Below are 21,892 nucleotides of genomic sequence, written 5' to 3'. Positions count from 1 at the left end.
GCCGTGATCCCGAACCTTTCCCCCGATGTTGAACTTGCCACGCGGCTGTTCGATGAATTGCGCGAAGCCAGCTTCGATGGCGTCGGCATCACGCGCGATGCCTATGGCGCCGGCGAACGGCGCGCGCATGAACAGGTGCGCGCGGCGGCGGAGGGGATCGGGCTGGAATGCCACGCGGACCCGGTGGGGAACCTGCTGATGACCCTGCCGGGCAGCGACCGCAAGGCCAAGCGCGTGGTGATCGGCAGCCATCTGGACAGCGTGGCGGAGGGCGGCAATTTCGATGGCGCCGCCGGCGTGCTGGTCGGGCTGGCAGCGGTATCCGGCATGAAGCGCGCCGGCTTCGTGCCGGGGCGCGACGTGACCGTGGTGGCGGTGCGGGCGGAGGAGGCGGGAAGCTGGTTCCCGATTTCCTACCCCGGCTCGCGCGGCGCGCTCGGCCTGCTGAAGCCGGAAGAATTGCAGGTGAAGCGGCAGGATACCGGCCGCAGCCTCGCGGACCACATGCGCGAGGAAGGCTTCGATCCGGGCTTCGTCGAGGCTGGCGGCAAGACTTTTTCGAGTGACGACACGGCGGCGTTCCTCGAATTGCACATCGAGCAGGGGCCGGTGCTGGAGGGGCAGGGGGTGCCGGTCGGCATCGTCACCGGCATCCCGGGCACGCGCCGGCTGCGCGCCTCCCGCGTGTTGGGCGAGTACAACCATTCCGGCGCGACGCCGCGCCGCTACCGCCGTGATGCGGCAATCGCGCTGGCCGAACTCGCGCATCGCGTCGATGACCGCTGGGTGGAGCTGGAGGCGCGCGGCCATGCGATGGTCGTCACCTTCTGCGTCATGGGCACGACCGAGGACGCCGGCTTCACCAAGATCGCCGGCGAGGCGCGCTTCCAGCTCGATGTCCGCAGTGTGAATCCGCGCAGCTGCGACCTGCTGATGGAAACACTGTACGAGGCGGTGCCGGAGATCGAGGCGCGGCGTGGCGTGCGCTTTGAACTGGGCGCGGAGACCACCAGCCGCGCCGCGCCGATGGATGCGGAAATCCAGTCCGGCTTGGCGCGCGCGGCCGATGCGCTCGGCATCCGGCATCTGTCCATGGCGAGCGGCGCCGGCCATGATGCGGCGGCGTTTGCCATGGCCGGCATCCCGAGCGGGATGGTCTTTGTCCGCAACCAGAATGGCAGCCACAATCCGAAGGAAGCGATGCGGATGGAAGATTTTGCGGATGCGTGCGCCGTCGTGACGCGTTGGGCGAGCGAGGCCGCGCAGTGAGCGTTGCGGCTGGCCTCGCCGTCGCGCCGCAGGCGCGCCTTGCGGTGGATATCGGCGGCACCTTCACCGATGTGGCGGTCGAGCGTGACGGCGAACGCTGGACCGGCAAGGTCCTGACCACGCCGCATGCCCCGGAACTCGGCGTGCTGGAAGGCGTGCGCGTGGTGATGGAGCGCGCTGGCCTGATGCCTGCCGATATCGCGCTGGTCATCCACGGCACCACGCTCGCCACCAATGCGATCATCGAGCGCAAGGGTGCCAGGACCGCGCTGCTGACCACGGACGGCTTTCGTGACGTGCTCGCGCTGGGCAACGAGTCCCGTTACGACCAGTACGACCTCAACATCGACCTGCCGCAGCCACTGATCCCGCGCCGCTGGCGCCTGACGGTGCCGGAGCGGCTGGACAATGAGGGCCACATCCTGCTGGCGCTGGATGAGGCCGCAGTGCGCGCGCAGGTCGAAGTGATGCGCGCCGAGGGCATCGAGAGCCTGGCCATCGGCTTCCTGCATGCCTTCGTGAACCCGGCGCATGAAAAGCGCGCCGCCGCCATCGTGCATGATATGTGGCCGGAACTGCCCGTCTCGCTCTCCTCCGAAGTGTCGCCGGAGATGCGGGAGTGGGAGCGTTTTTCCACCACCGCCGCCAATGCCTATGTGCAGCCACTGATGGCGAGCTACCTGCGGCGGCTGGAGACCGGGCTGAAGCAGGGCGGCTTCACCTGCCCGTTGTTCATGATGCTGTCGGGCGGCGGGCTCACCACGCTGGAGACCGCCGCGCGCTTCCCCATCCGCCTGGTGGAGTCCGGGCCGGCGGGTGGCGCGATCTTCTCCGCCCATGTGGCGAAGCAGCGCGGCTGGCCGAAGGTGCTGTCCTTCGACATGGGCGGCACCACCGCCAAGGTGTGCCTGATCGACAATTTCGCGCCGCAGGCGTCGCGCACTTTCGAAGTGGCGCGCGTCGGGCGCTTCAAGAAGGGCTCCGGCCTGCCGCTGCGGATTCCGGTGATCGAGATGGTGGAGATCGGCGCCGGCGGCGGCTCCATCGCGCATCTGGATGCGCTGGGCCGCATTCAGGTGGGGCCGGAAAGCGCGGGCGCCGATCCGGGGCCGGCCTGCTATGGCCGCGGTGGCGACAAGCCGGCGGTGACGGATGCCAACCTCGCCCTTGGCCGGTATGAGCCGGACCTGTTCGCGGGCGGCGCGCTGAAGCTGCACGTGCAGCCGGCGCTGGATGCGCTGGATGCGCATGTGGGCGCGAAGCTGGGACTGGCGCCGGAAATGGCGGGGCTCGGCGTGGTCGAGATGGTGGATGAGAACATGGCCAATGCGGCGCGTGTCCACGCCATCGAAAGCGGCAAGGGCTATGACGGCCGCGGCATCATCGCCTTTGGCGGCGGCGGGCCGGTGCATGGCTACCGCGTGGCGGAGAAGATCGGCGTGGATCGCGTGCTGGTGCCCAGCGGCGCCGGCGTCGGCTCCGCCATCGGCTTCCTACGCGCGCCGGTGGGGTATGAGGTTGTGAAGTCGCTGTATCAGCGCTTCCGCACCTTTGACGTGAACGCGGTGAATGCGCTGCTCGCCGAAATGTCGGCCGAGGCGTCCCGGGTCGTGGCGGAGGGGTCCTTCGGCGCGCCGACCGAGGAACACCGCATCGCCTTCATGCGCTATGTCGGCCAGGGCCATGAGATCAACGTGGCGCTGCCCTCGCGCCCGCTGACGGTGCAGGACGTGGCCGAAATTCGCGCCGCCTATGATGCCGAGTACACGCGCTTCTACGACCGGCCGGTACCGGGCAGCGATGTCGAAATCCTGTCCTTCGCCGTGACCGTCGCGACGGTGGCGGATGCGGTGGAACCGGTGGCGCCCGTCACCGACGCGCCGGCCCCCGCGCCCATCCGCGTACAGCAGGTGCGCGACACCGCCACGGGCAAGGTGGCCGCGTGGAAGGTCTATGACCGCGCCGAGATGCCGGTGGGCGCCACCGTGCCGGGGCCGTGCATCGTCTCGGAGGACGAGACCAGCACGCTGGTCGGGCCAGGCTGGCGCTGCCGCGTCGATGGGCTCGGCTATCTCGAACTCACCCGCGGGGAGGCTGCGTGATGTCGGACGCACTCACAAAGATCCAGCAGCAGATCCAGTGGAACCGCCTGATCGCGGTGGTGGAGGAGCAGGCGCAGATCATGATCCGCACCGCCTTTTCCACCACGGTGCGGGAAGCCGGTGACCTTTCGGCCGGCGTGTTCGATCTGCAGGGCCGCATGCTGGCGCAGGCCGTCACCGGCACGCCCGGCCATGTGAATTCCATGATGGAATCGGTCGGCCACTTCCTGGCGAAATTCCCCGCCGAGACGATGAAGCCCGGCGATCACTACATTACCAACGACCCCTGGCTCGGCACCGGCCATCTGCACGACCTCACGGTGGTCACGCCCGCCTTCCAGCGCGGCAGGATCGTTGGCCTGTTCGCCAACACCGCGCATGTCATCGATGTCGGCGGCCTCGGCATGGGCCCGGAAGGGCGCAGCGTGTTCGAGGAGGGGCTGTATATCCCCATCGTCAAATGCTTCGACCAGGGAAAGCCGAACGAGACGCTGTTCGACTTCGTCCGCGTCGGCACCCGCACCCCGGTGGAGCTGGAGGGCGATATCTATTCCCTCTGCGCCTGCAACGATGCCGGCGCCAAGCGGCTGGTCGAGATGCTGGACGAATTCGGCATGGACAGCCTGGACCCGCTGGCCGCCTACATCTTCGACAGTTCGCTCAAGGCGACGCTGGAGGAAATCGCCAAGCTGCCGCAGGGCACCTACAGCGGCCAGATCACCTCCGATGGCTACGAGGCGCCCGTCACGCTGAAGGCGGCGATGACGGTCAAGGCGGATGAGATCGTGGTGGACTACGCCGGCACATCCGGCCTTTCGGGCCGCGGCATCAACGTGCCGGCCTCCTATTGCCGCGCCTATTCCTGCTTCGGCATCAAGGTCGTGGTCGCACCGGAGATCCCCAACAACTGGGCGTCCCTTGCACCCTTCCGCATGGAGATTCCGGAAGGCTGCATCCTGAATGCGCCGCGGCCCTACCCCGTCTCCGTCCGCCATGTGGTCGGCCAGTTGCTGCCGGACCTCATGATGGGCTGCCTGCACCAGGCGGTGCCGGATCGCGTCACGGCGGAGGGCTCCTCCGCGCTCTGGAACCCGCCACTGCGTGGCGGCGCGCAGGTTTCGGGCGCGGCGGCGGAACTGCCGGATTTCGAGATCATCACCTTCAATTCCGGCGGCACCGGCGCGCGCCGCACCAAGGATGGCATGGACGGCACCGCCTTCCCCTCCGGCGTGCGGACCATGCCGGTGGAGGCGACGGAGAATGTCGCGCCGGTGATCTTCTGGCAGAACCAGATTCGCGAGGGCTCCGCCGGCGCCGGCCGAACCCGTGGTGGCTTCGGCAAGGTCATGGAAATCGGCACCAAGGGCGAGGCCGAATTCGCCGTGAACGCCATTTTCGATCGCGTGGCGAATGCGCCGAAGGGTCGCGATGGCGGCGGCGACGGCGAGGCCGGCTGGGTCGGCCATACGGATGGCACCACCATACGCACCAAGGGCTTCCAGATCGTCCCGAAGGGCAAGCGCCTGCTGCTGAAGCTGCCGGGCGGCGGCGGCATGGGAGACCCGACGCAGCGCGACCGCGCCCTGGTCGAACGCGACGTGGCGGATGGGCTGATCAGCGTGGATCAGGCGAAGGCGCTCTACGGCGCCTGAAGCCGTTGCGCGCTCGTCGTTTTTTCAGCGTGTAACCGCAGCCTCCGCCGCCCTTGGTCCGGCGGAGGCCGCCCCCACTTCCTGAACCATGACCCAGACGACCCGACGCGCCGCGCTCGCGGGCGGCCTGCTCCTGCTCGCTACCCCGGCGCCGCGGGCGCAGCCTGGCCCCGTAGCCGGCCGCCTCGCACCCGCCCTCGGCCTGGCTGCCGAAACGCCCGGCCTTCGCAGCCTGATCATCGCCCAGCACGGCATGCCGGTGCTGGAGCGGGTGTTCCGCGGCGCTGCGCTGGACCGGCCGACGAACATCAAATCCGCCTCCAAGACCATTCTCGCCATGCTCGCCGGCATCGCCATCGAGCGTGGGGTGCTGGAGGGGCTGAACCAGCCGGTGGCGCCGATCCTCGGCAACCGCATCCCGCGCGATGCGGACCCCGCGGTGCGCCGCATCACGCTGGGGAATCTCCTGTCGATGCAGGCGGGGCTGGAGCCGACTTCGGGCGCGAATTACGGCCGCTGGGTCAGCAGCCGGGACTGGGTGGCCTTCGCGCTGGGCCGGCCGATGGTGGATGAGCCGGACGGGCGGATGCTCTATTCCACCGGCACATCCCACATCCTGGCCGCCGTGCTGGCCCGCGCCAGCCGCCACAGCGTGCGCGACCTGGCGCAGGACTGGCTGTTCCGCCCGCTCGGCCACGGCGTGCCGGATTGGACACGGGACCCGCAGGGCCTGCATTTCGGCGGCAATGAGATGGCGCTCTCGCCCCAGGCGCTGCTCGATTTCGGCGAGTGCTGCCGCAATGGCGGGCGGCATGAGGGCCGGCAGGTGATCCCGGAGGCCTTCCTGCGCCAGGCCTGGGTGTCGCGGGCGCGTTCCGCCTGGTCCGGCCAGATGTATGGCCTCGGCTGGTGGATCGCGGAGGCGCGCGGCCAGCGTGTGCTGTTCGCCTGGGGCTATGGCGGGCAGATGCTGTACCTGCTGCCGGCGCTGGGGCTGACGGTGGTGATGACCTCGGACGCCGATGTGCCCAGGGTGCGCGGCCAGGTGCAGACCCGACACGCCTTGCTGGTAGAGGGCATCCTGCCGGCGTTTACCGAGGGCGCTTAATCATCCGGCGCACCCTTCGTCTGGTCCGTCACCCCTGGCGGGTTCGGATACAGGTCGGACGGCACCTTCGCGTCCGGGTTCTGCGTCGTTCCGCCCTGCTGGACCTTGGCGGCGGTGTCCTTGCTGGCGGGGTCGGCGCTGTTCATGCGCTCGGCGGCGCCGGTGGGAAGCTTCGGTTTGTCCTGGGTCATGCAGCCTGAACGCGCGGCGCGGGGCCTGGCTCCCTTTCGCGAAGTCCCGCGGCTTGGCATGATCGGCCAGGCCCAACCGAAGGAACCCGACGCATGGCGCTCCGCTGCGACCTGATCATCCGCGACGCCACGCTCATCGACGGCACCGGCGGCCCGCGCCGCACCGGGGATATCGGCGTGAAGGGCGACCGCATCGCCGGCATCGGCGACCTCGGCGGCGCCACGGCGGATCGTGAAGTCAGGGCCAGTGGCCGTGCCGTCGCACCCGGATTCATCGACGCCCACACCCATGACGATCGCGCCGTGCTCTGCGGCCCGCAATGCACCACCTGCAAGACCAGCCAGGGCGTCACCACCGTGGTGGTCGGCTGCTGCGGCGTTTCGCTCTCGCCGGCCCGTTTCAAGCGCATGCCGCCGCCGCCGCTGGATCTGATCGGCGCGGAAGGCTGGTGGCGCTTCGGCGATTTCGGCGACTATGCCGAGGCGCTCCGCAAGCAGGGCAGCGAGGTCAACACCTACGCCCTGGTCGGCCACCAGACCATGCGGGTGGAGGCCATGGATGGCGACGTCGCCCGCCCGGCCAATGATCGCGAAATCCACCACATGCACCAGCGCCTGAAGCAGGCGCTGGCCGAGGGTGCCTCCGGCTTCTCCACCGGCCTCTACTACGACCCGAACAAGCATGCGACGACGGAAGAGGTGATTGCGGTGGCGGAGGCGCTGCGCACCACCGGCGGCCTGTATTCCACCCACATGCGCGACGAGGCGGACAAGGTCCTGGCCTCGATCGAGGAGACGATGAAGATCGGCAAGCGGGCCGGCGTCGGCGTGCAGATCAGCCACCACAAATGCTCGCTGCCGGAGAATTTCGGCCGCTCCACCCAGACCCTGCCGCTGATCGCCGAATACGCCCGGACGCAGGAAGTGGCCTACGACGTCTATCCCTATCCGGCCGGCTCCACCGTGCTGATGCCGGACCGGCTGCGTGACGATGTGAAGGTGATGATCACCTGGTCCGTGCCGCACCCGGAGATGGCCGGCAAGTATCTGCACGACATTGCCCGCGGCTGGAACAGCGACATCAGGGCCGCCGCCGAGCGCCTGACCCCTGCGGGCCAGATCAGCTTCCAGATGGATGAGGAGGATGTGCGGCGGATCATGGCGCATCCGCTGTCCATGATCGGCTCTGATGGCATCCCGCACGATGCCCACCCGCATCCCCGCCTGTGGGGCACCTTCCCGCGCGTGCTGGGACATTACGTGCGCGATGTCGGCCTGTTCTCGCTGGAGACGGCCGTCCACAAGATGACTGGCCGCTGCGCGGAGGCCTATGGCATCGTCGATCGCGGCGTGCTGGCGGAAGGCGCCTATGCCGATCTCGTGCTGTTCGACCCCGCCACGGTGATCGACGCCGCAACCTTCGATACGCCGACCCTGCCCTCCATCGGCATTGAGGAAGTCTGGGCCAATGGTGTGCCCACCTTCCGCGCCGGGTTCGGCAACCAGGGCGGGGCCACCGGCGAAAAGCCGGGCCGGCTGGTGACGCGCCATCGCGCCTGACCCGGCCACGCCGCGGCCGCGCACCTGGTACCAGCCGGCGCCGGCGATTGTTGCGGCGGCGCCGCCTCCGGCCATGCCTGGACCGCGGCCGCGCACGGCGCGCAATGCGCTGATCGTGGCGGCGCTGATGCTGGGCGCGCTGGCGCTCGGCGCGCAGATGTTTAGCGGTGGTTTCACCGCCCGTCCGGGGATGGAGCCCTATGTGAAGGCCGGCCCGCGGACCGGCGCGGAGCGGCTGGAGCGGGACCTGCAGGCGGCCCACCCGCCCGGCAGCAATCTGGGGCCGCTGGCGGAACAGTTGCGGCAATACGGCTTCCAATGCGAGGCGGTGCGGCAGGACTCGGTGGCCGAATCCTGCCGCTTCCGCGCCCGCCGCAGCGATGACCAGGTGCTGACCGCGACCGCCGATTTGCGGCATGACGGGCTGGTGGTGCAGGCCATCGCCATCCGCATGGCGCTTTCCGCCAACTGAGCTTTCATCGGGTCAGCCATGCTGTCACGATCCGGACATGGATTGGTTGCCGCTCCTTGGTTTTGCCATCGCCTCCTCGGTCACGCCGGGGCCGAATGTGCTGATGGTCGCCGCCGCCGCCGGCCACGGGCTGCGGCGAGTGCTGCCGCATATGCTGGGCATCACCGTGGGCTTCGGCGGCATGATCCTGCTGGTCGGCCTGGGCCTCGCCGGGCCGCTGCTGGCCAGCCGCACGCTGCATGAGGTGCTGCGCTGGGCCGGCGCGGCCTGGCTGCTGTGGCTGGCGTGGAAGATCGCCAGCGCGCCGCCACCCGAAGCCGGCCCGGCCCGGCCGCCTTTGGGCTTCGTCGGCGGTGCGCTGTTCCAATGGGTGAACCCGAAGGCCTGGATGATCGCCGCCGCCGTGGTGCCGGCCTTCACCCGGCCCGGGGAGCCGATGCTGCCGCAGGTTCTGGCGATCTCCCTGGTCTTCCTGGCCATCACCATGCCGTGCCTGCTGGTCTGGGCCGGCATCGGCGTCTCGGCAGGCCGCCTGCTGCGCAGCCCGGGCCGGCTGCGCGCCTTCAACGTCACCATGGCGGTGCTGCTGGTGGCGAGCCTGGTTCCCATGCTCCGGTAGACGGGGCGGCCTTCACGCCCTAATTCCGGCGGCAGCACCGGGAGAACCAGCGAATGGACATGCACCAGTCCGCCACCGATCCGCATGCCGAGATCCGGGAGGAAGTCCGGAAGCTCTGCGCGCGCTTTCCCGGCGAATACTGGCGGGAGCTGGACAGCCGGCGCGGTTACCCCACCGAATTCGTCAATGCGCTGACCGAAAGCGGCTATCTGGCCGCGCTGATCCCCGAGGAGTTCGGCGGCGCCGGCCTGCCCCTTTCGGGCGCCGCGGCGATCCTGGAGGAGATCCAGGCGAGCGGCTGCAACGGCGCCGCCTGCCACGCCCAGATGTACATCATGGGCACCATCCTGCGGCATGGCAGCCAGGCCCAGAAGGCGCAGTACCTGCCCGCCATTGCGGAGGGCAAGCTGCGCCTGCAGGCCTTCGGCGTCACGGAACCCACCAGCGGCACGGACACCACCGCGCTGCGCACCACCGCCCGACGCGAGGGCGACAAATACATCATCAACGGCCAGAAGATCTGGACCAGCCGCGCCGAGCATTCCGACCTGATGCTGCTGCTGGCCCGCACCACGCCGCGCGACCAGGTGGCGAAGAAGACCGAGGGGCTGTCCACCTTCATCGTGGACATGCGGACCGCGAAAGGCCTCACCATCCGCCCGATCCGCACCATGATGAACCACAATTCCTGCGAGGTGTTCTTCGACAATATGGAAGTGCCGGCGGAAAACCTGCTCGGCACTGAGGGCAAGGGCTTCCGCTACATCCTGGACGGCATGAACGCCGAACGCCTGCTGATCGCCGCGGAGTGCATCGGCGACGCCAAGTGGTTCACCGCGCGGTCGGCCGCCTATGCCAAGGAACGCGTGCTGTTCGGCCGCCCGATCGGCCAGAACCAGGGCGTGCAATTTCCCATCGCCAAGGCCTACGCCCAGATGCGCGCCGCTGAGGCCATCGTGCAGAAGGGCCTGGCGAAGTTCGAGCGCGGCGAGAACTGCGGCGAAGAAGCGAATATGGGCAAGATGCTCGCCGCCGAGGCGAGCTGGGCCGCCGGCGAGGCCTGCGTGAATACCCATGGCGGCTTCGGCTTCGCCGAGGAATACGACATCGAGCGAAAATTCCGCGAGACGCGGCTGTATCAGGTGGCGCCGATCAGCACGAACCTGATCCTGAGCTACATCGGCGAACACGTGCTCGGCATGCCGCGGAGCTACTGATGCGCCCGCTCGAAGGCCTTCTCGTCGTCTCCATGGAACAGGCCGTCGCGGCGCCGACCTGCTCCGTGAAGCTTGCCGATGCCGGTGCCCGCGTCATCAAGATCGAACGTGCGGAGGGCGACTTCGCGCGCGGCTACGACACCGCGGCGGCCGGGCAATCCAGCTATTTCGTCTGGCTCAACCGGGGCAAGGAATCCCTGGTGCTGGACATCAAGCAGCCGGATGACAAGGCGCTGCTCGCCCGCATCCTGGCGAAGGCGGATGTCTTCATCCAGAACCTCGCCCCCGGCGCCATGGCGCGTGCCGGCTTCGGCAGCGCGGACCTTCGCCAAAAGCATCCGCGGCTGATCACCGTCGATATCTCCGGCTATGGCGAGGAGGGCGACTACGCCGCGATGAAGGCCTACGACCTTCTGGTGCAGGCGGAATCGGGGCTGGCCTCCATCACCGGGCACCCGGCCGGGCCGGGGCGCGTCGGCGTTTCCGTGGTGGATATCGCCTGCGGCATGAACGCCCATGCGGCGGTGCTGGAGGCGCTGATCGCGCGGTCCATCACCGGCCAAGGCACCGGCATCGCCGTGTCGCTGTTCGACGGCATGGCGGACTGGATGAATGTGCCGCTGCTGTACTTCGAGGGCACCGGAAAGGCACCCGCCCGTGTCGGCCTGGCGCATCCCTCCATCTGCCCCTACGGCGCCTTCGAGACCTCGGACGGCGCGCTGGTGCTGATCTCGATCCAGAACGAACGCGAATGGGCCGCCTTCTGCGGCGGCTTCCTGGCCCAGCCCGGCCTGCCCGCGGAGCCCGGCTGGCGCAGCAACAATGAACGCGTGGCCAATCGCCCGGCGGTCGATGCGCATCTCGGCAAGACCTTCGCAACGCTGCCACGCGATGCGGCGGCGGCGCGGCTGAACGCGGCGGGCATCGCCTATGGCTTCGTCAATGGCGTGGCGGAACTGGCAAACCACCCGGCCTTGCGGCGCCTGGTGGTGGAAACGCCGGGCGGCCCGGTGCCGGTGGCGGCGCCGGCGGCGCGTCTGGCCGGGGCGCCGCGGCAATACGGCCCGGTGCCGGCGCTCGGCGCGCATTCCGCGGCGATTCGCGCGGAGTTCACGCCCGGCTGAGACGGCGGCATCGTTCACGAGAAGTCAGTCATTGGCCGTTATGTTCCGGGCGACCTTCCCGGAGAGCCGATCGATGCAACGCCTCGCCAGCATTCGCCTGCAACTTGGCGCCGCCTTCGCCGCGGCGGCGCTGCTGGCCTGCCTCACATTGTCCGGCTGGTCCTGGTGGACCATGCGGGACCGGCAAGCCGCCTCGGTGACGCTGGCGCTGGCGGCGGGCGAGGCGGCGCTGGACCGGGCGCTGGCTGATGAACAGCAGCGCCAGCTCATCCTGGCGCGCGCCCTGGCGGCGCTGCCCCAGGTGCAGGCGGCAGCAGCCGCCCGGGACCGCACGGCGATGCTGGCCGCCTTCGCCCCCGCCTTCGAGGCGCTGCGCCGCAACGGCGATGTCACCAACACCTCCGTCATCGTGCCGCCTGGCATTGCGCTGGCGCGTGCCCATGCGCCCACCAGCTTCAACGACGACGTCTCCGCCCGCCGCCGCGATATCATGGCCTCGCTGCAGGACAACCGGGAGGGTGGCGGTATCGAGCAGCTTGCGACCGGCACCGGCGTGGCTGCCATCGTGCCGGTGATGCAGGCGGGGCAGGTTGTCGGCGTCCTGAATGCCGCCACGGTATTCAACGCCACCCAGCTCAACCGCATCCGCGAGGCCACCGGCCTGGGCATCGCCGTGCATGCGGTGCGGCCGGGTGCCATCGCCACCCTGGGCGCGACCGATGGATTCCGGCGCATGGCGGGCGATGACGCGGTTCGCGCCGCGCTGACCGAAGCGCCCGCACCGCAGGCGGCCCGGATGGAGGGGCGGCCGGTGATGGTCCTGTTGAAGCCGCTACGGAATTCCCTGGTGCTGCGTACGGCCTGAGACCTGCCGTTGACGTGCGTCTGGCATGCCAAACCATGCGCAACCAGCATGGGTGCAATGCAACATTCCGATCATGCTGCACTGCAAAAAACCCCTTGTGGGGCTCGGTGCGGCGCTCTAGATTGTGCATCGCAGCAACACGGCGTCGCCGGGTTGTCTGTCTTTCTTGGACGTTTCCTCCCTAAACTCGGCGGTCCCGCAAGGGACCGCCTTTTTTTTCGTCCGCAGGCTGCGGCGGGGATGGAAGGATCAGGGTCTGGCTAGCGCAGCGCGCTCCAGTCGGCGCGGGCCAGCGCCCCGATCAGCCGGCTGAGATCGCGTGTCAGCGCCTGCATCCCCGGCGCCCGCTCCACCCGCGCCTCGTTCATGTACAGGCCGCGCGCGATCTCGATCTGCAGCGCGTGCACCCCCTCCCGCGGCCGGCCGTAATGGCGGGTGATGTAGCCGCCGGCATAGGGGTCGTTGCGGCGGGTGCTGTAGCCCATGCCGCCCAAGGTTTCCTCCACCAGCCGTGTCGCGCGCGGGGCGCAGGCGGTGCCATGCGCGTCGCCCAGCACGAAATCCGCCGGATTGGCGCCATGCGCCGGATGCGCCGGCATGGAATGGCAATCGATCAGCAGGCAGCAGCCGAAGGTCGCGCGCGTTTCCGCGATCAGCGCGGCCAGCGCCGCGTGATAGGGCTGCCAGTAGCGCCGCACCCGCGCCTCCGCCTCGGCAAAGGCCAGCTTGTGGCGATACACCGGCTCGCCGCTCGCCACCACGCGGGCGATGGTGCCGAGGCCTGCGCCAACGCGCGGGCTGGCGCTGTTCACCCAGGCGGGCAGGGGGCCGTCGAACATGCCGGGGTCCAACTCCCACGGCTCCCGATTCGCGTCGCAGAACACGCGTGGGAAGGTGGCCGTCAGCAGCGGCGCGCCATGGGCGGGGGCGGCGGCGAACAACTCATCGACGAAGCTGTCCTCGCTGCGGCGCAGCGCGGTGGCATCCAGCCGTGCCTCCGCCAGGAAGGCCGCACTGTAATGCGCGCCACTATGGGGGGAGGCGAAGACCAGGGGCACGGTCTGCCGCTCCGGCCGCACCACCTCGAAAGGCGGCAGCTCCGGCATCAGGGTGGTGGCGGGAAGAGGCAGGTCCATCGTTGGCGCGATCAAGCCACAGGGGGGGGCGCATTGTCATCCCACATCATCTGCACCGCGGCGAGGAAGACGGGGTTGCGTCCGGGACCGCGCTTGGCTATCTCACCGATCCCTGGATGGGCGCGTAGCTCAGCGGTAGAGCATCGCCTTGACACGGCGGGGGTCACAGGTTCAATCCCTGTCGCGCCCACCATCCAGTCTCCCTTTGTCTGTGTGGCCATTGCACGCTCGACGGCGCCCGATCATGGCAGGCCGCCTTGCGGCGCCGTTATTTTAGTTCGCCAGATGGTTGACCGGCGTAACGCTCTGCGGTCATGGTCCGCCCCCGCTCTGCCATCCGGCCAAATCACCTGGGGGATCCTTCGCCATGCGCCGCCGCCATCTGCTCGCCGCCGCTCTCGCCACGCCGGCCCTGCCGCGCCTTGCCTCGGCGCAGGCCGCGGTGACGATGCGCCTGTCGCACCAGTTCCCGCCCTCGCACCACAATGCCACCGTCATCGCGGCCTTCGCCGAGGATGTGAAGGCGCGCAGCAATGGCGAAGTGGCGGTGCAGGTCTTCCCGGCGCAGCAGCTTGCCCGGGCCGGCGAGAACTTCCCCGGCGTGGCCCGCGGCGCCTTCGAGGCGGCGGCGGCGGTGAATTTCCAGTGGGGCACCACCATCCCGGAGATGAACGCGCCGACCATCCCCTACCTGTTCACCGATTTCGCCCGCATCCGCCGCTTCCCCGGCAGTGACGCCGCGAAGTTCCTGGAAGCGCAGCTTGCCCGCCGCGCCGTGGTGAACCTGATGTGGCTCTACACCACGCGGCAGAGCATCTTCACCTCCAACAGCAAGCCGATCATCAACCTGGCCGATTTCCAGGGCCTGAAGATTCGCGGCCTGAACGCGCTGACCGACCACGCGCTGTCCGCCGTCGGCGCCGCGCCGTCCGCCATGCCGGGGCCGGAAGTGTCCCAGGCGCTGCAATCGGGTGTGCTGGATGCGGGGCTGACCGACATCTCCGCCGCCGTGTCCCGCCGCTACTACGAAATCCAGAAGTTCGGCACCGTCGCGCCGTATTTTTCCGTCATCAGCCATGTCTATGTGAACCCGCGCTGGTTCAACGGCCTGGCGCCCGCGCACCGCACCGCGATCGAGGCCGCCGCCCGCAAGGCGGAGCAGGACCAGATGCAGATCACGGAGGATACCGCGACCGCCGCGCTGGTCACGCTGCGCGAACGCGGCATGACCATCCATGAGCAGACCGCGGCGGAAGCCGCCACCTGGCAGGCGGCGATGCAGCCGCCGGTGCTCACCGCCTTCAATCGCCTGGCACCGGAAGGCGGCCCGCGCGTGGTCGAGCTTCTGCGCAACATCCCGACCGCTTGATGCGCGCGGTGGAGCGCGCCGTCGCCCTTCTGGCGCGCTCCGCCGGCGCGTTGGGTGGCGTGCTGACCCTGTGCTGCGTCGCGCTGGTCGGCTACGCCGTCGGCATGCGCTACCTGCTCGGCCAGCCGGAACCCTGGACGGACAAGGTGGCCGGCTGGCTGGTGGTGGGCGTGGTGATGCTCGCAGCACCCGAGGTGCAGCGACGCTTCGAACATATCGGCGTCGATGTCGCCCGCAACCGGCTCGGCCCGCGCATGGTGCGGGTGGTGCATCTGGTCGGCACGCTTTCCGTCGCACTGGTCGCGGCGCTGCTGCTGGATGCGGGGATCGAGATGGTATCCTTCAGCCGGATGGTTGGCATCATGACGGAGGTTGAAGGCGTGCCCGTCTGGTGGATCCAGGCGCTGATGCCAGTCGGCGCTGCACTGCTGCTGCTGGTCGCCGCCTGCCAGTCCCTGCTGCTTCTGCTGGGCGCGGAGCCGGCCCACCTGCCGGCCCAGGACGATAACGAAATGCCGCGCGACCCCCTGGCGCGGGCGGAGTAGATCTGGCGTGACATTCTTCCTGCTGCTGGGCGCGCTGATCACCCTGCTGTGGCTCGGCATGCCGATGTTCGCGGCGCTGTTCCTGCTGCCGCTGGCGGTGCTGTATGCCGTGGAGGGCGGGATACCCGCGGTCGGCGAGATGGTGATCGGCAAGCTGGATGGCTACCTGCTGGTCGCCATTCCGCTGTTCATGCTGATGGCGCACATCATGGTGCGCGGGAAGGTCGTGATCGACCTCTACAACGCCGCCTTCGCCCTGCTGCGGCGGGTGCGCGGCGGGGTCGGCATCGCCACGGTCGCGGCCTGCACCATCTTCGCCGCCATCAGCGGCAGCTCCGTCGCCACCGCGCTCACCATCGGTAAGATCGCGATCCCGCAGATGCTGCGCTACGGCATGTCCCGCCGCGGCGCCTTCGGCGTGGTGGCGGGCGGCGGCACGCTGGGCATCCTGATCCCGCCCTCGGCCCCCATGGTGCTGTATGCCTATGTGACGGAGACCTCCGTCGCCGCGCTGTTCCTGGCGGGGCTGATCCCCGGCCTGCTGATGGCGCTGATGTTCGCCACCTACTGCTTCATCACCGAAGGCAAGGCCCGCGTGCCGGCGGATGAGCCGCCGCCGGAGGCGGTGCACCTGGCACTCGCCCGCGCCGGCTGGTCGCTGTCGCTGCCGATCTTCGTGCTGGGTGGCATCTATCTCGGCGTCTTCACCGCGACGGAGGCGGCCGGCACCGGCACCATCTACGCCCTGCTGATCGCAGCCCTGATCTACCGCACGCTGACCTGGCGCGACCTGGTGCATGGGGTGCAGGAGGCGACGCGGACTTCCGCCATGCTGCTGCTGATCATCGCCGGCGCGGCCATCTATGGCTACATGCTGACCAAGCTGCGCGTGCCGCAGGAGCTGACCCAGCTGGTCGCGGATTTCGGCCTTTCGCGTATCGGGTTCCTGATCGCGATGATGCTGCTGCTATTTCTACTCGGCCTGGTGCTGGAGAGCTTCTCCATCATCCTGCTGACCATGCCGGCCATCCTGCCGCTGCTCGATGTGCTGGACATCGACAAGGTCTGGTACGGTATCCTGCTGACGCTGAGCCTGGAGATGGCGCTGATCACGCCGCCTGTGGCGCTGAACCTGGTGGTCATCAAGGCCATCACCGGCGCACCGCTGGGCGAGATCAACCGCTCCATCCTGCCCTACATGCTGATGCTGGCCTTCGGCACGGCCATGCTGATCGCCTTCCCGGACATCGCGTTGTGGCTGCCGCGCGTGGCGGGCTACGGCGGGTAGAGCGTGATGACTTGAGGTGGAATCACCGAAAAGTCTGAATCATACCAAATCCCGCAGATCGTAACCGATCTGCCTTCAGGCGCCAGCGCTTCGCTTGGCTCGCCGCATGTGCGGCGGCGGCCATTCGGCCGCTCGGCCGGCGCCGCCGGCCGCAGGTTCCGCTCAATGGGATTTGGTATCAGGTGACCAGCGCCGTGCGCTACAATGGCCCGGGCTTGCCGAACAGCCAGCCCTGGCCGAAATGCACGCCGAGGTCCTGCATCACCCGGGCCGCTTCCTCCGTCTCGATCCGCTCCGCCACCACCTGGGCGCCGACGGCCAGCGACAGGTCCACCATGGCGGCGACGAAGCTGCGGTCGCGTTCGCTGGTCAGCGCCGCCTGCACATAGCTGCCATCGACCTTCACGAAATCCGCCGGGAAGGATTTTAGGTAGCGGAAGGCCGCGGCGCCGGCGCCGAAATCATCGATGCAGATCGGCACGCCCCGGTCGCGCAGGCCGCGCAGCGTGACGGATGCGGCGGCTTCATCCTCGATCTCCACACTCTCGGTCAGTTCCACCATCACGCGCCTTGCGCCGTGCGGGTCGCGGTTCAGCAGCACATTCAGGCGGTGGCGGAAGCTGGCGGACTGGGCGGAAAGGCCCGAGATGTTGAAGGCGATGTGCCGCCCATCCGGGATCGCCGACGCGGCCGCCATCGCCATGGCGGCCACCGCAAGATCCAGATCCTCCGTCAGCCCGATCGTCTCGGCCAGGGAGACGAATTCCTGCGGCCCTTCGCCGGGCGCCAGCACCCCGGGCTCCAGCCGGAGCAATGCCTCGTGGTGATGCAGGCGGCGCGTGGCGAGGTGGACGATGGGCTGGTAGTCCAGGCGGAATCTGTGCCCGGCGATGATCCGCCGCAGCACGCCAGCCCTTTCCGTCACCTTGGCCACCACGCCGGACAGGCCATCCTCGAAGCCGGCGCTGCGGATTCCATTGGCGCCCAGGCGGACGAAGGTGGCCAGCCCGTGGCGCAGGGCACGGGCCGCCTGGGCCGGTGTCAGCCCGTCACCCGCCAGCGGGATGGTGGTGATGGCAACGCTGCCGGCCTCCGTGCCCAGAAGCTCCTCCAGTCGCCGGGCGAGCGCGCCAAGCTCGGGCAGCTTCTGGCCCTCGCCCGGCAGCAGGCCGTAGCGACCGGGCGCGAGTTCGGCGGTCAGCACCGCTGCCCCCGCCTCCTCGCGCAGGGCGCGTTCGAGGGTTTCGGTGGCGGCGGAACAGGCCGTGCCGAGGTCGACCAGGGCCAGCCGGTCCGCCTCGCCGGCGCGCTGGCGCTGCTCGGCCTCCCGCAGCAGGGCGGGACCATCGGCGGGGCGCAGGTCGGGCGGTGCGGGCAGGGGGGAGAAGCACAGGCACAGCCGGGCCTGGGTATCCGCGGACATGATGTGCAGGCCGGAGATGGCGAAGGGCGTGCGCTCGGCATCCGCCAGGCGGAAGGCGGTGGGCGCCAGGCGGCCGCGGCCGGGCAGCAGCGCCAGCGCGGTGGCGAAGGCGGCGCGGTCCTCGGGCGCGATGAGGCGAACCGGGTCGCTGCCGATGAGGCTTTCCGGGGTTTGTCCGAAGCGGGCGCGAAACGCGCCGGCGGCGAAGCCGATCCGCCCATCGCCGCCGACTTCAACCAGCAGATCCGCTGCGGCAAAGGCGAAGGCGACGAATCGCTCGCGGTCGATGAAGGAGCGGGGCTGAGGCATCGCCGCAGTCTAGCGGCGCGGGTGTTGCGAAACCGTTTGCGCGGAGGCCGCGCCGCCTCTGCGGCGCGGCCTTCTGGTCTCAGGCGGCGGCGCGAACCTCGTTCGCCACGGCATCCTCGGCATCCAGCGTCGCAGCGGTGGCGTGCACCACGGCGGCGATGCGGACCGCGGCCTGCACCTGTTCCTTGCTCAGGCCGCCATGCAGCACGATCTTCTCATGGCTTTCCATGCACATGCCGCAGCCATTGATGGCGGAGACGGCGAGCGACCACAGCTCGAAATCCGCCTTCTCGACACCCGGCTTGGCCATGACATTCATGCGCAGCTTGGCCGGCATGTTGGCGTAGTCACCGCCCACCAGGTGGGTGAAGCGGTAGTAGACGTTGTTCATGCCCATGATGGCGGCCGCGGCCTTGGCGGCGGTCAGCGCCTCCGGCGAGAGCTGCGCGCCGAATTCGGCGACCAGCGCGGCGGTCAGCTCCGCATTGCGGCTGGCGATGGCGGAGGCGACGAAAGTGCCGGCGCGCTGCTGCTGGTTCAGGACGGGCTCGGTGGCCAGCGATCCGAGATTCAGCTTCAGGTCCTTGGCGTAGTCGGGCAGGCGGGCGCGGATGGCTTCGAGGGACATGGGGGAGGTGCCTTGCATCTGGCGCATCAAACACCCCCGTGCCGCCGGCACGGGAGATCGGAGGGGCTACTGCGGCCTGGGGGGCTGATTGCCCCCCGTTCGTTCATGCAGCCAGGTTTGGTGTCGCGGCTGGCTGCGTGAACGATGAAATCAGGCCGCCTTTTCGAACAGCTCCTGCGGCTTCAGGACGTCCTTGCCCTTCTCCCAGTTGCAGGGGCACAGCTCATCCGTCTGCAACGCGTCGAGCACGCGCAGCACTTCCTGCGGGTTGCGGCCGACATTCAGGCCGTTCACGGCGGCCCACTGGATCGTGCCCTCCGGATCGACGATGAAGGTCGCGCGCAGCGGCACGCCCTCGGCCTTGTCCAGGATGCCGAGTGCGGCGGACAGCTCGCGCTTGGTGTCGGCCAGCATCGGGATTTCGAGGTTGCGGATGTCCTCGTTGTAGACGCGCCAGTTCAGGTGCACGAACTCGCTATCGGTCGAGGCACCGTACAGCACGGTGTCACGGTCGGAGAACTCACCGTTCAGCTTGCCGAAGGCGGCGATTTCGGTCGGGCAGATGAAGGTGAAGTCCTTCGGCCAGAAGAACACGACCTTCCACTTGCCGGCATCCGTCGTCTCCGTGATCTCGGTGAAGGACTTGCCCGGGCCGAGCAGGCCTTCCTTGCCGCCCTTGACGGCGGTGAGCTTGAAGGCCGGGAACTTGTCGCCAACGGTCAGCATGGGGTGGTCTCCTGGGGAGGATTTTCGCGACTTGCGCCGCCACGACGCTTCTATGGCGCAGTGCAGCAAAACGTGCCAATGAATAGTTTTCCAGGTTTCAATCGGTTTTATCGATCATGCTTCCCCCCAGTCCGCACCTGCCAAGCCCGCAGCAGCTTCGCTACCTGGTCGCGCTGGCCGACCACGGCCATTTCGGCAGGGCGGCGGCGGCCTGCGCCGTCACGCAATCCACCCTCTCGGCCGGGCTGATCGCGCTGGAGCGGCAATTGGCGGCGGGGCTGCTGGAGCGTGGCACGGCGGTGAAACGCCCGGTCTTCACGCCGCTCGGCCTGGAACTGGTGGCCCGCGCCCGCACGGCGCTCGCGGCGCTGGAGGCGGTGGCGGAGACCGCGGCAATGGCGCGGGACCCGCATTCCGGCCCGCTGCGGCTGGGCGTGATCCCGACCATCAGCCCCTTCCTGCTGCCGCGGCTGATGCCCGCCTTGCGCGCCGCCTACCCCCGCCTGCGGCTGTGGCTGCGGGAGGATCTGACGGACCGGCTGGTGGCGGGGCTGGAGGCCGGGCGGCTCGACCTGCTGCTGCTGGCCCTGCCGGCCGCCGGCACGATGGAGACGCTGCCCTTGGCGGAGGACCCGTTTCGGGTCGCCCTGCCGCGTGGCCACCATCTGGCCGAGCGCGATTCGGTGCCCATCGGCGCCCTGGCTGGCGAACGCCTGCTGCTCCTGGAGGATGGCCATTGCCTGCGCGCCCATGCGGAGGCCGCCTGCGGGCTGCCGCGCGGGCTGGCCGGTTCCGGCGAGGAGGGCTTCGCCGCCACCAGCCTGCACACGCTGGTGCAGATGGTTGCCGGCAATCTCGGCGTCACGCTGCTGCCGCAACTGGCCATCGATGGCGGCGTGCTGGGCAACAGCCCGGTGGAGGTGCGCCGGCTGGATGGCGCCGCGGCGCCGGGGCGGATGCTTGCGCTCGCCTGGCGGCCACGCAGCCCGCGCGCTGCCGAGTTCGCCGGGCTGGCGCCGACCGTGGCGGCGGCCTTGGCGCAAGCGCCTGCCGGGCGCTGATTTCCGTGCCCTATCGGACGACGATCTCCACCCGCCGGTTGCGCGGCTCCCGCACCCCGTCGCGGGTGGCGACCGCAAGCTGGGTTTGGCCATAGGCGGTGATGGCGATGCTGTCGCGGGCGATTCCCTGGCGCCGCAATTCGCTGGCCACGGCCTCCGCCCGGCGGCGGGACAGGCGCTGGTTAGCGGCGGTGCTGCCCACCGTATCCGTATGGCCACCCACCTCGATCACCGCGCTGCCGGTTCGCGCCGCCTGGGCGGCCTCGGCCACGATCTGCCGGGCGCGGGCGGTCAGGCTAGTGCTGTTCAGGCCGAAATAGACGATGAAGCTGCGGGTGACGGGCGCGGGCGCCGCGGCGATGGGCGGGGGCGCGAAGATGGGCGGCGGGGCGAATGCCACCGGCGCGGCCGGCGGCGGCTCCGCGGCGCCGCCAAGCGAATAGCGCAGGCCGAACAGCACCGCGTGGTGATAGGGGCTGATCTCCACGCGCCCGGCGGTGGGCGCGCTGCGGCGGCGGCCGGTGGTGAACAGATTGGCCGCGAAATCCTGCTCCATGGTGCCCATGAAGCGGTATTCCGCCGTGGCCGCCAGGCCCGGCACGGCGCTGATCGGGAAGGCGGCGCCGGCGATGGCCTGGTAGGCCAAATTCCCCTCCGTACCATCCACCGCCAGGCGCTGGCCGACGCTGGCCACCCGGAAATCCTTCACCTCCGACCAGACATAACCGAGGCCGACGCCGAAATAGGGCTGGATCCACTCGGCGCCGAGATCGACATCGACCAGCGCATTCGCCATCACCCCCCAGTTCCAGAGCTGCCCCTGGCTGCCGGTGACCGGGGCGATGCCTGGCCCGGCGCTGGCGCGGTCCACCCCATTGGCGCGCAGGCTGCCCTCCAGCTCCACCCGGATGCCGTTGCCGAAGCCGTAGCCGAGCGCGACGACCCCCATCGCCATCGGCTCGAACCGCACGGTGCCGCGGCCGGGCAGGGCGCCCCGCATGGCGCCGCTGGCCTCGACATCGGCGGATTGGGGTTGGTTCACGCCAATTCCGGCTGCGGCGTAGAAGCCGGGCGGGGTCTGGGCGAGGGCGGGCCGTGGCTGCGCGCTGGCCATGCCCGGCACGGCCAGTGCCGCGAGCCCAACCAGCGTCACCCGACCAATTTGCGTCATTGCCATCCCCGCCTGCTCACCGGCCGCAACATGGCCGATTGGTGAGACAAGCGAAAC

At 69.4% G+C, this 21,892-nt stretch carries 20 protein-coding genes and 1 tRNA gene; 15 read left to right on the top strand and 6 right to left on the bottom strand.

Annotation, left to right across the window (positions count from 1 at the left end):
* The first annotated feature begins 3 nt into the window (after positions 1 to 3).
* From ACFHNC_RS10990 to ACFHNC_RS10975, 4 genes are all read left to right on the top strand, one after another.
* Positions 4 to 1,269, top strand: coding sequence for a hydantoinase/carbamoylase family amidase (locus ACFHNC_RS10990; RefSeq protein ID WP_437169261.1), 1,266 nt, complete (start codon positions 4 to 6; stop codon positions 1,267 to 1,269).
* A complete protein-coding gene (locus ACFHNC_RS10985) occupies positions 1,266 to 3,371 on the top strand; it encodes a hydantoinase/oxoprolinase family protein (protein WP_437169260.1) in 2,106 nt (701 codons plus the stop codon). The genes ACFHNC_RS10990 and ACFHNC_RS10985 overlap by 4 nt, the downstream gene beginning before the upstream one ends.
* Positions 3,371 to 5,023 carry a hydantoinase B/oxoprolinase family protein gene (locus ACFHNC_RS10980; protein WP_437169259.1) on the top strand — a complete coding sequence of 551 codons (1,653 nt, stop codon included), beginning with the start codon at positions 3,371 to 3,373 and terminating at the stop codon, positions 5,021 to 5,023. The genes ACFHNC_RS10985 and ACFHNC_RS10980 overlap by 1 nt, the downstream gene beginning before the upstream one ends.
* An 88-nt stretch (positions 5,024 to 5,111) precedes the next feature.
* Complete coding sequence (locus ACFHNC_RS10975; RefSeq protein ID WP_437169258.1) at positions 5,112 to 6,131, top strand: serine hydrolase domain-containing protein; 1,020 nt, start codon at positions 5,112 to 5,114, stop codon at positions 6,129 to 6,131.
* On the opposite strand, the gene ACFHNC_RS10970 is transcribed toward ACFHNC_RS10975, so the two are convergent.
* Positions 6,128 to 6,322 (bottom strand): hypothetical protein, encoded by a 195-nt coding sequence (locus tag ACFHNC_RS10970; protein ID WP_437169257.1) that lies wholly within the window; start codon positions 6,320 to 6,322, stop codon positions 6,128 to 6,130. The two genes, ACFHNC_RS10975 and ACFHNC_RS10970, sit on opposite strands and share 4 nt — an antisense overlap.
* Before the next feature lie 93 nt (positions 6,323 to 6,415).
* Between ACFHNC_RS10970 and ACFHNC_RS10965 the strand changes: the two genes are divergently transcribed.
* The 6 genes from ACFHNC_RS10965 to ACFHNC_RS10940 all read left to right on the top strand — a co-directional run bounded on the left by ACFHNC_RS10965 (position 6,416) and on the right by ACFHNC_RS10940 (position 12,179).
* Entirely contained in the window at positions 6,416 to 7,882 is a 1,467-nt protein-coding gene (locus tag ACFHNC_RS10965; protein WP_437169256.1) for an N-acyl-D-amino-acid deacylase family protein, read from the top strand.
* Between the two features lie 73 nt (positions 7,883 to 7,955).
* Positions 7,956 to 8,354, top strand: a complete 399-nt coding sequence (locus ACFHNC_RS10960; protein WP_437169255.1) for a hypothetical protein — start codon at positions 7,956 to 7,958, stop codon at positions 8,352 to 8,354.
* Positions 8,355 to 8,391: 37 nt separating this feature from the next.
* Entirely contained in the window at positions 8,392 to 8,973 is a 582-nt protein-coding gene (locus ACFHNC_RS10955; RefSeq protein WP_437169254.1) for a LysE family translocator, read from the top strand.
* 53 nt (positions 8,974 to 9,026) lie between these two features.
* Positions 9,027 to 10,190, top strand: a complete 1,164-nt coding sequence (locus tag ACFHNC_RS10950) for an acyl-CoA dehydrogenase family protein (RefSeq protein WP_437169253.1) — start codon at positions 9,027 to 9,029, stop codon at positions 10,188 to 10,190.
* Positions 10,190 to 11,314, top strand: coding sequence for a CaiB/BaiF CoA transferase family protein (locus tag ACFHNC_RS10945; protein WP_437169252.1), 1,125 nt, complete (start codon positions 10,190 to 10,192; stop codon positions 11,312 to 11,314). Before ACFHNC_RS10950 ends, ACFHNC_RS10945 begins: the two co-directional genes overlap by 1 nt.
* A gap of 73 nt (positions 11,315 to 11,387) precedes the next feature.
* Entirely contained in the window at positions 11,388 to 12,179 is a 792-nt protein-coding gene (locus ACFHNC_RS10940) for a cache domain-containing protein (protein ID WP_437169251.1), read from the top strand.
* 260 nt (positions 12,180 to 12,439) lie between these two features.
* Here ACFHNC_RS10940 and ACFHNC_RS10935 read toward each other — a convergent pair whose 3' ends face one another.
* On the bottom strand, positions 12,440 to 13,315 hold the full coding sequence (locus ACFHNC_RS10935; protein ID WP_437169250.1) for an N-formylglutamate amidohydrolase: 876 nt from the start codon (positions 13,313 to 13,315) through the stop codon (positions 12,440 to 12,442).
* A gap of 118 nt (positions 13,316 to 13,433) precedes the next feature.
* Between ACFHNC_RS10935 and ACFHNC_RS10930 the strand changes: the two genes are divergently transcribed.
* The 4 genes from ACFHNC_RS10930 (at position 13,434) to ACFHNC_RS10915 (ending at position 16,517) form a co-directional block, all read left to right on the top strand.
* Positions 13,434 to 13,508, top strand: a tRNA-Val gene (locus tag ACFHNC_RS10930).
* 174 nt (positions 13,509 to 13,682) lie between these two features.
* Positions 13,683 to 14,684, top strand: coding sequence for a TRAP transporter substrate-binding protein DctP (dctP, locus tag ACFHNC_RS10925; protein WP_437169249.1), 1,002 nt, complete (start codon positions 13,683 to 13,685; stop codon positions 14,682 to 14,684).
* Positions 14,684 to 15,229 (top strand): TRAP transporter small permease, encoded by a 546-nt coding sequence (locus tag ACFHNC_RS10920; RefSeq protein ID WP_437169248.1) that lies wholly within the window; start codon positions 14,684 to 14,686, stop codon positions 15,227 to 15,229. Before dctP ends, ACFHNC_RS10920 begins: the two co-directional genes overlap by 1 nt.
* 7 nt (positions 15,230 to 15,236) lie before the next feature.
* Positions 15,237 to 16,517 (top strand): TRAP transporter large permease, encoded by a 1,281-nt coding sequence (locus ACFHNC_RS10915; protein ID WP_437169247.1) that lies wholly within the window; start codon positions 15,237 to 15,239, stop codon positions 16,515 to 16,517.
* Positions 16,518 to 16,716: 199 nt separating this feature from the next.
* Here ACFHNC_RS10915 and ACFHNC_RS10910 read toward each other — a convergent pair whose 3' ends face one another.
* From ACFHNC_RS10910 to ACFHNC_RS10900, 3 genes are all read right to left on the bottom strand, one after another.
* On the bottom strand, positions 16,717 to 18,249 hold the full coding sequence (locus tag ACFHNC_RS10910; protein WP_437169246.1) for an EAL domain-containing protein: 1,533 nt from the start codon (positions 18,247 to 18,249) through the stop codon (positions 16,717 to 16,719).
* A 79-nt stretch (positions 18,250 to 18,328) separates the two neighbouring features.
* Positions 18,329 to 18,877: a carboxymuconolactone decarboxylase family protein gene (locus ACFHNC_RS10905; protein ID WP_437169245.1), complete on the bottom strand. Its 549-nt coding sequence runs from the start codon at positions 18,875 to 18,877 to the stop codon at positions 18,329 to 18,331.
* 150 nt (positions 18,878 to 19,027) lie between these two features.
* The gene (locus ACFHNC_RS10900; RefSeq protein WP_437169244.1) at positions 19,028 to 19,603 is read right to left on the bottom strand and encodes a peroxiredoxin; all 576 of its coding nucleotides are present in this window, start codon (positions 19,601 to 19,603) and stop codon (positions 19,028 to 19,030) included.
* A gap of 116 nt (positions 19,604 to 19,719) precedes the next feature.
* Here ACFHNC_RS10900 and ACFHNC_RS10895 point away from each other — a divergent pair, with 116 nt between their 5' ends.
* Positions 19,720 to 20,664 carry a hydrogen peroxide-inducible genes activator gene (locus ACFHNC_RS10895; RefSeq protein WP_437169243.1) on the top strand — a complete coding sequence of 315 codons (945 nt, stop codon included), beginning with the start codon at positions 19,720 to 19,722 and terminating at the stop codon, positions 20,662 to 20,664.
* Positions 20,665 to 20,674: 10 nt separating this feature from the next.
* Here ACFHNC_RS10895 and ACFHNC_RS10890 read toward each other — a convergent pair whose 3' ends face one another.
* The gene (locus ACFHNC_RS10890) at positions 20,675 to 21,835 is read right to left on the bottom strand and encodes an OmpA family protein (protein ID WP_437169242.1); all 1,161 of its coding nucleotides are present in this window, start codon (positions 21,833 to 21,835) and stop codon (positions 20,675 to 20,677) included.
* Between the last annotated feature and the right edge of the window lie 57 nt (positions 21,836 to 21,892).

The sequence above is a fragment of the Falsiroseomonas sp. E2-1-a4 genome (genome assembly GCF_051433165.1).
Taxonomy (GTDB): domain Bacteria; phylum Pseudomonadota; class Alphaproteobacteria; order Acetobacterales; family Acetobacteraceae; genus Falsiroseomonas.
This window is presented reverse-complemented; position numbering and strand designations above follow the sequence as displayed.

Bases quoted from the DNA above. Each gene is read 5' to 3' on its own strand.
- ACFHNC_RS10980 (WP_437169259.1), top strand. From the start codon at position 3,371: ATGTCGGACGCACTCACAAAGATCCAGCAGCAGATCCAGTGGAACCGC.
- ACFHNC_RS10975 (WP_437169258.1), top strand. From the start codon at position 5,112: ATGACCCAGACGACCCGACGCGCCGCGCTCGCGGGCGGCCTGCTCCTG.
- ACFHNC_RS10970 (WP_437169257.1), bottom strand. From the start codon at position 6,322: ATGACCCAGGACAAACCGAAGCTTCCCACCGGCGCCGCCGAGCGCATG.
- ACFHNC_RS10965 (WP_437169256.1), top strand. From the start codon at position 6,416: ATGGCGCTCCGCTGCGACCTGATCATCCGCGACGCCACGCTCATCGAC.
- ACFHNC_RS10960 (WP_437169255.1), top strand. From the start codon at position 7,956: ATGCCTGGACCGCGGCCGCGCACGGCGCGCAATGCGCTGATCGTGGCG.
- ACFHNC_RS10955 (WP_437169254.1), top strand. From the start codon at position 8,392: ATGGATTGGTTGCCGCTCCTTGGTTTTGCCATCGCCTCCTCGGTCACG.
- ACFHNC_RS10950 (WP_437169253.1), top strand. From the start codon at position 9,027: ATGGACATGCACCAGTCCGCCACCGATCCGCATGCCGAGATCCGGGAG.
- ACFHNC_RS10945 (WP_437169252.1), top strand. From the start codon at position 10,190: ATGCGCCCGCTCGAAGGCCTTCTCGTCGTCTCCATGGAACAGGCCGTC.
- ACFHNC_RS10940 (WP_437169251.1), top strand. From the start codon at position 11,388: ATGCAACGCCTCGCCAGCATTCGCCTGCAACTTGGCGCCGCCTTCGCC.
- ACFHNC_RS10935 (WP_437169250.1), bottom strand. From the start codon at position 13,315: ATGGACCTGCCTCTTCCCGCCACCACCCTGATGCCGGAGCTGCCGCCT.
- dctP (WP_437169249.1), top strand. From the start codon at position 13,683: ATGCGCCGCCGCCATCTGCTCGCCGCCGCTCTCGCCACGCCGGCCCTG.
- ACFHNC_RS10920 (WP_437169248.1), top strand. From the start codon at position 14,684: ATGCGCGCGGTGGAGCGCGCCGTCGCCCTTCTGGCGCGCTCCGCCGGC.
- ACFHNC_RS10910 (WP_437169246.1), bottom strand. From the start codon at position 18,249: ATGCCTCAGCCCCGCTCCTTCATCGACCGCGAGCGATTCGTCGCCTTC.
- ACFHNC_RS10905 (WP_437169245.1), bottom strand. From the start codon at position 18,877: ATGTCCCTCGAAGCCATCCGCGCCCGCCTGCCCGACTACGCCAAGGAC.
- ACFHNC_RS10900 (WP_437169244.1), bottom strand. From the start codon at position 19,603: ATGCTGACCGTTGGCGACAAGTTCCCGGCCTTCAAGCTCACCGCCGTC.
- ACFHNC_RS10895 (WP_437169243.1), top strand. From the start codon at position 19,720: ATGCTTCCCCCCAGTCCGCACCTGCCAAGCCCGCAGCAGCTTCGCTAC.
- ACFHNC_RS10890 (WP_437169242.1), bottom strand. From the start codon at position 21,835: ATGACGCAAATTGGTCGGGTGACGCTGGTTGGGCTCGCGGCACTGGCC.